Below are 9,375 nucleotides of genomic sequence, written 5' to 3' on the forward strand. Positions count from 1 at the left end.
ACGGGCTTGATTGCCACCCTCGCCTCGCCATCGTTCCTGCGAGACTTGATCCCAGCGTCGCGGGATCAGGACCACACGCCTTCGCCGTCCGCGCCGGCCCGTTCGTCTCACGGGCCATCACGTCCATCGCATCCCGCTGCCCACGTCCGTGACGATCGCGAAGCGCCCCTCCTGCGGCAGCGGATGCGCGTATATGACATGTTTTCTGAAAAAAAGAAATAGAAATTTTATGCCGCGAGGACCGCGGCGCCCGATCAGCCTGAAACCGCTGCTGAAATCCGATTTTCCGGGCACACGAATTTTCACGCCGCGAGCCGGCGTGGACCGCCCGCGATGCATTCACCTGGCTGATTCGGCCATTGTCGGCGATCAGGCCGCGCGAACGGAATCCAGGAACTTGTCGACCTCGAGCTTGAGTCGTTGGCTCTCCGACGACAGGGACTGTGCCCCCGACAGGACCTTCGAGGACGCCGAGCCGGTCTCGTGGGCTCCGCGCTGCACGTTGGCGATGTTCGACGAAACCTGATTGGTGCCCTGCGCCGCGAGCTGCACGTTGCGGGAGATCTGCTGCGTCGCGGCTCCCTGCTCCTCCACCGCCGTGGCGATCGTCGACGAGACTTCCGAAAGCCGCTCGATGGTCCCGGTGATCTGCTTGATCGCGCCTACCGATTCCTGCGTCGCCGCCTGGATGCTCGCTATCTGCTGCCCGATCTCGCCGGTGGCTTTCGCCGTCTGCTCGGCCAGCGCCTTGACCTCCGATGCCACCACGGCAAAGCCGCGGCCGGCTTCCCCGGCGCGGGCCGCCTCGATCGTGGCATTGAGCGCCAGAAGGTTGGTCTGCCCGGCGATGGCATTGATGAGCTCGACGACGTCGCCGATCCGGGTCGCGGCCTGTGACAGCTCGCTCACCCGCTCGCTGGTCGAACGCGCCTGGTCGACCGCGTCGCTCGCCGTCCGCGCGGATTGCTGGACCTGGCGGCCGATCCTGTCCACGGAAGACGAAAGCTCCTCGGTCGCCGAGGCCACCGAGTTCACATTGCCCGATGCCTCCTCCGAAGCCTGTGCCACCGCCGTGGTGAGCTCCTTGGAGTGCTGGGTGGCCTGGGTCAGCACATTGGCGGAAGCTTCCAGCTCGATCGATGTCGAGGAAACGGCCTTCACGATCTGCCCCACGACGGCTTCGAAGCTGTCCGCGATATGGCGCATGTCGGACTTCCGCTGCTGAGCGGCGGCCTGATCCTGCCTGATCTTCGCTTCGGCTTCGTCGCGCGCCTTCTGCTCGGCCAGGGCCTTGAAGGTTTCGACGGCACGCGCCACGTGACCCACCTCGTCCTTGCGGCCAAGACCGGGAAGCACCACGTCGAAATTGCCTTCGGCAAGCTCCAGCATCGACTTGGCCAGCGCGCTGACCGGCTTGCTCAGCGAGTAGGCGAATCCGACGGCCAGCAGCAGGCCGAGAACCAGGCTGGCCGCCGAGGCCGAGATCAACATGGTTCGCGACGCAACGACCTCGGCTTCAGCCTGGGTACGAAATTCAAATCCATAGCCCGCAACCGTCTCGACGAGATCATCGATGGCAGCCGTCGCCTCGTCGCCCAGCGTCCTTACCGAAAACGCGGTCGGCAATTCGGTCAGACCGCCCGGAGTGGGCTTGAGGATCTTCAGCGCGGCATTGGACCAATCGCGCACCTTGGCTTCGGCGCGCTCGCGAACCGAATTGACGCCGGCGGTGTGAATGCGATCCCGGACCACGCCCAGATCCTCGGAAATCTCGCGCACGCGTCCTTCGAACTTGTCGAGGGCTTTGGTCGAGGCCCCCGCGGTCTCGCCACGCTCCAGGATCAGACGCGCCTCGTTCAGCGCGGCATGCGCAGCCCGGGCATGGTTGATGCCCATCAACGGCCCGTCATAGAGCTGGACCACCAGGTTGCCGACCGAGGTGATGCCACTGATGGCGTAGACCGCCAATCCGCAGGCCAGCGCGAGCATGATACCGAGCACCGCCAGGATGCGCAGACGGATCGACATCGTTCAGATCTCCCAAGGCTTCCGACGTCCCGGTCCCGAGGCTCGCGAAGATGATGCGAGCTCCGGGTCTCGGCACACCAGATCATGATGCGATTGCAAGGACTCGCATCATGATCTCATCTCTTCGTTCGAGCATGATCTTTCCGGAAAACCGGTTTCCCCTTTTCCGGATCATGCCCTAGAGCTTCCGCTCCGATGGAATCGGAACGGAAGCTCTAGCTTCTTTGTTTTGACGCGTTTTCTTCACGCGAACCGGTATCCACTTCGCTCGAAAACGCTCTAGTCGAGCACTTTGACCGTCATCTTCATGCGAGGATGAATGGCGCAGATCACCGTCGCGTCACCGCTCTGCTTGAAGGTGACGTCGGTCGAACTGCCGGGCGGCTGGGAGCCGAGATTGAACTCGTTGCCAGCGCTCGCCGACATGATGTTGTGAGGCACGGAGTCGTCGTTGAGGAAGGTGATCGGCTCACCCTTCTTCACCGTGATGCTCTCGACCGAAAAAGCCCGCCCCTGCTGATGGATGACCTGCGTGCCGGCGAGCGCGCCGGTCGACAAGCCGCCGACGATGGCAATGGAAATCAGGTATTGCATGCGTGTGTTCATCGGGATTCCCTTTCTCAGCGCGGCAGGACTGGAGCTGCGGTCGGCGTCAGGTCGCTGGTCAGGGTCTTCAGGAACGCGACCAGGTCGGATTTCTCGTCGGGGGTGAGCCCGAGCGGTTTCATGAGATCGGAGCGGCTTGGCCGGTCGATCCCGCCGCCATCGTAATGATCGACCACCTGCTCGAGCGTCGCCAGCGAGCCGTCGTGCATGTAGGGCGCCCGGTGGGTGATTTCGCGCAGGCTGGGCGTCTTGAAGGCATGCTGCATCTTGATGACGGCCGGCAGGAACTGGCCGCGGCCGGAATCATCGCTCGGCAACCCGATGTCCTGAAAGCCTTCATTGGTGAAATTCCAGCCCTCGTGACAGGCGGCGCACTGCGCCTTGTCATTGAACACCACGAAACCGCGCTTCGCCTCCTCGGATATCGCCTTCTCGTCTCCCTCGATCCAGCGATCGAAAGGCGCCCGTTCGGACACGATGGTCCGTTCGTAGGTCGCGATCGCCTTCGCGAGTGTCTTGGGCGTCATGCCCTCCTGCGAAAACACGCTCGCGAACATCGGCTTGTACTCAGTGATCGTCTGGAGGCGCGCCATCAGCTTGTCGAGCGGCATGTTCATCTCGCCGGGAGACTGGATCGGACCCAGCGCCTGGTCTTCAAGCGTCGCCAGTCGGCCGTCCCACATGAAAATGTCGCCCCATGCGGCATTCACGACGGTCGGTGAATGTCGGCCAAGCTTGTTCATGCCATGGCCGACACCGACCGCCAGCCCGTCGCCCCAGCCAAGGCTCGGACTGTGGCAGCTTCCGCAGGATTGCGCGGAGGTAAGCGACAGACGGGTATCGAAGTAAAGCCGCTTGCCGAGCGCGGCCTTCTCGGGCGTGTAGGGATTGTCCTTGGGAAACGGGATGCTGGCCGGGCGCCGGTACAGCGCCTTCAGCGCGTCCGCACCGCGAGCGGCCTGCGGCTGCAGCGGCACCTGCCGGGTTTCACCAACGAGCGCGGCGCCAAGCCCGAGCCGGGAAAAACCGAGAAGCATCAGGCCAAGCGTGACGACGGCCAAACCCGATGAACCCGCCCGACGAAAACGTCCCGGCCGCATCTGCGATCCTCAATTGCGTGAAACAGGATTGTGATACCAATCACGTAGGACAAACCAAGGCGCCCGACCCGACGCAGGAAAGACACGACGAGTCCGACGCAGGACACGATGAGCGAGAGTGGCTAACATTCGATTTAGTATGCTGCCGGTCATACTCCGTACGACTACGAGCCAAAGGCGGCAGCGCATGCCGACGACAGGTCGCGCGACACTCGCGCCCGCTCCGGAGGACCGTCATGTCCGACCGCACCTCGCATTGGGAGACGGTGTATTCGACCAAGGCCGAGAACGAGGTGAGCTGGTTTCAATCGGACCCGGCCACCTCGCTGCGCATGATCTCGAACGCCAAGGCGACGGTCGATTCATCGATCATCGACATCGGCGGCGGCGCCTCGCGGCTGATCGACGCCTTGCTCGCACGCGGCTTCCATGCGCTGACCGTGCTCGACATCTCGGCCGCGGCGCTCGAAACCGCGAAGAAGCGGCTCCGGCCGGCGGGTGCCGCGGTCGAATGGATTGCGGCCGACGTGACGCGATGGATGCCCGCGCGAGCCTTCGACCTCTGGCACGACCGCGCGGCGTTCCACTTCCTGACCGAGGAAGGCGACCGCGCCGCCTATGCCGAGCGCCTGCGCACCGCCGTGGCGCCGGGCGGCCAGGTCATCATCGCCACCTTCGCACTCGACGGTCCGGAAAAATGCAGCGGGCTGCCGGTGCAGCGCTATGACGCCGGCGGCCTCGCGCGGACGATTGGCCCGGCGTTCGAGCTGGTCGATCACCTCACCGAAACGCACCGCACGCCCTGGAAGGCGACGCAAGCCTTCCAATTCAGCCGCTTCCGGCGGATCTAGCTCGTAGTCCGCATGAGCGCAGCGACATGCGGGGACGCCACTCGGAAATCGCTTCGCTCATCCGGGCTACGGAACGCGGCCTGTCATCGAACCGTGATTTGACAATTCGTTTCCATCTGTCAAATCCGACAAGATGCAGGCAAAATCGCCAGCCCGGACCAGGGCTCAGCCCCAGGACCGCATTCTGGAGGCCGCGATGCGCGTGTTCCGCCGCCACGGCTTTCGCCGCTCCTCGATCGAGCAGGCCGCCGAGGAGGCCCACCTCACACGTCAGGCGCTGTACCATCATTTCACCTCCAAGGAGGCGCTGTTCCGCGCCGTGATCGAACGGCTGTATCAGGGGGCGCTCGATGCCGAGATCGCGGCTACTCGCGCCGCGGAGGAAAAAGGCGGCAGCCTCGCCGATATCGTGATCGCGGGCCTCGCGGCGCGGCTGAAGCACCTGTTCGCCTCGCTCGAAGGCTCGCCGCACATCGAGGAGCTGTTCTCCGAGCATCTCGCGCAGTGCCGCGATCTCTATCTCACCTATTCCGACCGCTACAGCGAGCAGCTCGCCGCCACGATCGCGCGCGCGGCGCGCCGCGAGGGGCTCACGCTCACCAAAGGCATGACGCCGCGCGAACTGGCGCGTTGCATCGAGATGGCGAGCAAGGGCGTCAAGTCGTCCTATCCCTCGATGCTGCCGGCCGACGCCTTCATCCGGGACCACGACCGCATGCTGCGCCTCGTGATATCCGGCGCCATCGCCGCGCCGCCGAAGCCGAGCGCGAAAAAATCCTCGCGAAGCAAACCTGGAGATCGGAAATGAGCACCATGACGATCAACGGCCGCACCGCGCCGCTTCCCGACGATCCCGAGGCGCTGCTGATCGATGTGATCCGCGACGATCTCGGCCTGACGGGAACGAAGCTCGTGTGCGGCTCCGGCGTCTGCGGCGCCTGCACGGTGCAGCTCGACGGCGCGCCCGTCGTGAGCTGCCTGCTGCCGGCGCGCGCCGCGGCGGGCAAGGCCGTGACGACGGTGGAAGGGATCGGCGTCGAGGCGCTGCATCCGGTGCAGAAGGCCTTCATGGCCGATGACGCCCTGCAATGCGGCTTCTGCACGCCGGGTTTCATCGTCGAGGCCGCCGCGTTCTGCGACCGCTGGCGCGCGGCGAACGGCAACACGGCGCCGCCGCGTGACGAGATCGCGGCCGCGCTGTCCGGACATCTCTGCCGCTGCGGCGCCTATGACAACATTTTCCGCGCGGTGGCGGAGGCCTGCGCCGGGCGTTTCGACGGCCGCGAGGTCATCGCGCCGCGGCTCGAGGCGCGCGACAAGGTGACGGGCGCGGCGCGCTACACCGTCGACATCCATCATGACGGCCAGCTCGAAGGCGTCATCCTGCGCTCCGCGCAGGCGCATGCGAAGATCACGAATCTGGACCTCGCGCCGGCGCGTGCGATGGCCGGCGTCGCCGCCGCCGTGTCGCTGCTCGCCGACGACGGCATGGTGCGCTTCGTCGGCGCGCCGATCGCGGCGGTGGCCGCGACGGACCGCGCCGGCGCATTGCGCGCCATCGCGGCGATCCGCTTCAGCAGCGAGGAGAAGCCGGCGGTGATCGGGCTCGACGCCGCGCGCAAGACCGACGCGCCCGTGGTGTTCGAGAAGAAGGACCGCAGGCGGGCCGGCAACGTCTCGGAGGGCGGCGGCGCGCCGGCACCGTGGCACGGCAATCTGCGCGGGCCGTCGGACGGCTTCTCGGACAAGGGCAAGCAGGCCAGAGCCTGGCTCGACGCCGCGCGCAAGGCGCGCGATCCGTTGCTGGTCGAGGGCACGTTCCGGGTCGCCACGCAGCAGCATGCGTGCCTCGAGCCGCATGCGGCGGTGGCGCGCTTCGACGACGATCATCTCACCGTCCACGTCTCGACCCAGGCCGTGTTCGAGATCAAGGAGAAGATCGCCAAGCGCTATAAGCTGCCGCATGGCAAGGTGCGGGTGATCGCCGACCATGTCGGCGGCGGCTTCGGCTCCAAGGGCGCGCTCGGCATCGAGACCATCGCGGCGATCGAGCTTTCGCGCGCCGCGAAGGCGCCGGTGCGGGTCGTCCTCGACCGCGACGAGGAATTGTCCGTCACCGGCTATCGCCCGGCCGCGGAGCTGAAAGTGTCGCTGCTGCCGACCGCGCAAGGCGCGCTGAAAACCTTCTCGCTCACCGCGCATGCCGACACCGGGGTGGCCACCAACTCGACCATCGCGGCGCTGGCGCGGCTGATCTATCCGGCGGAGGCGAAGGAGCTGGTCGATTTCGACGTCGTCAGCAATCTGCCGCCCGGCGCGCCGTTCCGCGGACCCGGCGGCCCGCCGATGGCGTTCGCGCTGGAGCAGGCGGTCGACGAGGCCGCGCGGCGGCTCGCGCTCGATCCGATCGTGCTGCGCCGGCGCTGGGATCCGGACCCGATCCGGCAGCGGCTCTATGAATGGGCTTCGGGGCTCGACGTCTGGCGCAACCGCAAGGGCGCCGCCGAGCAGTCGGGCCGCTACCGCCGCGGGGTCGGCATCGCCGCCGGCTACTGGCTCTATTTCTGGCAGCCGGGATCGACGGTCGAACTCGCGGTCAAGGGCGGGCGCCTCGTCGCCTCTACCGCGGTGCAGGACATCGGCACCGGCACGCGCAGCGTCATCGCCAACACGGTGGCGAAGGAATTCGCGCTCGACCCGCAGGACGTCGAGGTGAGGATCGGCGATTCCGAGCTGCCGGAGGGGCCTGGCTCCGGCGGCAGCCGCGTCACGTCCTCGATCGTGCCGCCGACGCTGGCGGCCGTTGCGCAGTTGAAGACGGCGATCGAGCGCGCCGCGCCGCGGCCGCCGCAGCAGGGCTCCAACGCGCCGTGGCGCGAATTGATCGCGGCCTCGCCCGATCTCGTGGTGTCGGCGGAGCGGCCGAAGGATGCCAAGCCCGCGACGCCGGGACTCCGCTCGCCGCTGAAGGAAGCCGGCTGGAAGGGCACGCTGTTCGGCTGGATGCTGCGGCTGTTCAACAACATGGTGGTCGGCGCCGGCGTGCCGAGCGCGGTGCAGGTGATCGAGGTCGAGGTCGACACCTGGCTCGGCCGCGTCCGCGTGCTCGGCGCCCATACCGGTCTTGCGATCGGCAGGCTCGCCGCGCCCGAGCTGGCGAAGAGCCAGGCCGCCGGCGCGGTAATCCAGGGCATCGGCTACGCGCTGTACGAGGCGCGCGAGACCGATCCGCATTCTGGCCGCGTGCTGAGCGGCAGCATGGAGGACTATCGCATCCCCGGGATCGCGGACATGCCGCCGTTCGAGGTGCATTTCGACGAAGGCGGCTTCGATCACGTGCCCGGCGGCAGTGTCGGCATCGGCGAGGTCGCGACGATTCCGCTCTCGCCTGCGATCGCGAATGCTATCCGCGACGCGACCGGAATCCGGCTGACCGAGATTCCGTTCCGTCCGGACCGCCTGATATCGGCACTGAAAGGGAGGGCTGCAGCATGAATGGCGCATTGGCGAAAAAGGCGGCGCCGGAATTCCGCGCCGCCGGCACCGATCTCTCCGAGCGGCGACGCAGCGGCGTCTCGCGCGGGCCGCTCATCGACATCATGTCCGCCGACGACACCGGCATCGGCTGGGCCGCGAACGGCACGGCCACGATCGGCGCATTCACGACCATCGAAACGATCGCTGCCGATGGCCGGCTGGCTGCGGCCTATCCGGGCCTTGCCGCGAGTGCGGCGGGACTCGCGACGCCGCAGATCCGGCATCTCGCGACGCTCGGCGGCAATCTCGCGCAGCGCTCGCGCTGCTGGTATTTCCGCAATCCGCACATCGACTGCCTGAAGAAGAGCGGCGATGGCTGTCCCGCGCGCGCGGGCAACCACCTCTATGGCGTCGCCTTCGATCTCGGCCCCTGCGTCGCGCCGCATCCCTCGACCATGGCGGCGGCGGTGCTGGTCTATGACGCAACGATCGTCACCGATCGCCGCGATGCGCTGTCGATCGCGGACCTGCTCGGCGACGGCCGTTGCGGCTGGAGCGATCACGCGCTGCAAGAGAGCGAGATGATCAAGAGCATCACCATGCCGGTGCCGCGCGACGGCGAGCGCGCCGGCTACCGGCGCGCGATCAGCCGCAGCCTTGCCGAATGGCCGCTGGTCGAACTCTGCGCGCGCATCGTCGTCGAGGACGGCGTGTTCCGCTTCGCGCGGCTTGCGGCCGGCGGCATCGCACCGGTGCCGTTGCGGCTTGCCGCCGCGGAAGCGGTGCTGACCGGCGCGGTCGCAAGTGCAGCCACGATCGCGAAGGCCGCGCAGCAGGCGGCATCGGGCGCAAAACCGCTGCCGCAGACCGGCTACAAGCTCGATCTCCTGCACGGTCTCGTGCGCGACGTGCTGGAGCGGCTCTGCGGATAGCTCACTCGTCCTCGGCGCGTTTCGGCCGGCGCGCAAAGAGCTGCTTCGCCGACGCGGTCTCCAAGAGTTTCGCGTCGGCGACGACCTGCTCGGCCATTGCCACGCTCTGGCAGATCAGCACGGCTTCCCGCTCGGTGCCGACGACGATGCGCGAGCCGAGATCCCTGATGCGATAGGTGGCCATGTGCCCTGCCCTCCCAACGCGACAGCAACAACCTGGCCGGCCTTGTTCCGCGCAACTGTGGCGGCGGTGCGCCCGCAATATGACCACGGCGATGCTGGTGACCGGCGCGTTAACGCCTTCGCGCAGCGGCGGAGATTGTCGAGCGCTGAGGAGAGGATGAGGCCGTTCCCGCTCGCGGACTTCTACTCGTCCTCGAA

8 protein-coding genes are annotated in these 9,375 nt (G+C 66.9%); 4 read left to right on the forward strand and 4 right to left on the reverse strand.

What is annotated here, in order from left to right; translation table 11 throughout:
• Positions 1 to 369 precede the first annotated feature (369 nt).
• The 3 genes from JOY90_RS36890 to JOY90_RS36900 form a co-directional block, all read right to left on the reverse strand.
• Positions 370 to 2,028, reverse strand: coding sequence for a methyl-accepting chemotaxis protein (locus tag JOY90_RS36890; RefSeq protein ID WP_291696009.1), 1,659 nt, complete (start codon positions 2,026 to 2,028; stop codon positions 370 to 372).
• Between the two features lie 279 nt (positions 2,029 to 2,307).
• A complete protein-coding gene (locus JOY90_RS36895; protein ID WP_291696010.1) occupies positions 2,308 to 2,634 on the reverse strand; it encodes a plastocyanin/azurin family copper-binding protein in 327 nt (108 codons plus the stop codon).
• Between the two features lie 14 nt (positions 2,635 to 2,648).
• Positions 2,649 to 3,695, reverse strand: coding sequence for a cytochrome c peroxidase (locus JOY90_RS36900; protein ID WP_291696011.1), 1,047 nt, complete (start codon positions 3,693 to 3,695; stop codon positions 2,649 to 2,651).
• Positions 3,696 to 3,970: 275 nt separating this feature from the next.
• Here JOY90_RS36900 and JOY90_RS36905 point away from each other — a divergent pair, with 275 nt between their 5' ends.
• The 4 genes from JOY90_RS36905 (at position 3,971) to JOY90_RS36920 (ending at position 8,994) form a co-directional block, all read left to right on the forward strand.
• The gene (locus JOY90_RS36905) at positions 3,971 to 4,585 is read left to right on the forward strand and encodes a trans-aconitate 2-methyltransferase (protein ID WP_291696012.1); all 615 of its coding nucleotides are present in this window, start codon (positions 3,971 to 3,973) and stop codon (positions 4,583 to 4,585) included.
• Between the two features lie 133 nt (positions 4,586 to 4,718).
• Positions 4,719 to 5,393, forward strand: coding sequence for a TetR/AcrR family transcriptional regulator (locus JOY90_RS36910; protein WP_291696013.1), 675 nt, complete (start codon positions 4,719 to 4,721; stop codon positions 5,391 to 5,393).
• On the forward strand, positions 5,390 to 8,080 hold the full coding sequence (locus JOY90_RS36915) for a molybdopterin-dependent oxidoreductase (RefSeq protein ID WP_291696014.1): 2,691 nt from the start codon (positions 5,390 to 5,392) through the stop codon (positions 8,078 to 8,080). The genes JOY90_RS36910 and JOY90_RS36915 overlap by 4 nt, the downstream gene beginning before the upstream one ends.
• Positions 8,077 to 8,994 (forward strand): FAD binding domain-containing protein, encoded by a 918-nt coding sequence (locus JOY90_RS36920; RefSeq protein ID WP_291696015.1) that lies wholly within the window; start codon positions 8,077 to 8,079, stop codon positions 8,992 to 8,994. Before JOY90_RS36915 ends, JOY90_RS36920 begins: the two co-directional genes overlap by 4 nt.
• Before the next feature lies 1 nt (position 8,995).
• Here the strand turns inward: JOY90_RS36920 and JOY90_RS36925 are convergent, their stop codons facing one another.
• Positions 8,996 to 9,178 carry a hypothetical protein gene (locus tag JOY90_RS36925; RefSeq protein ID WP_291696016.1) on the reverse strand — a complete coding sequence of 61 codons (183 nt, stop codon included), beginning with the start codon at positions 9,176 to 9,178 and terminating at the stop codon, positions 8,996 to 8,998.
• Positions 9,179 to 9,375: the final 197 nt, after the last annotated feature.

The organism is Bradyrhizobium sp., from assembly GCF_019242285.1.
GTDB lineage: Bacteria > Pseudomonadota > Alphaproteobacteria > Rhizobiales > Xanthobacteraceae > Bradyrhizobium.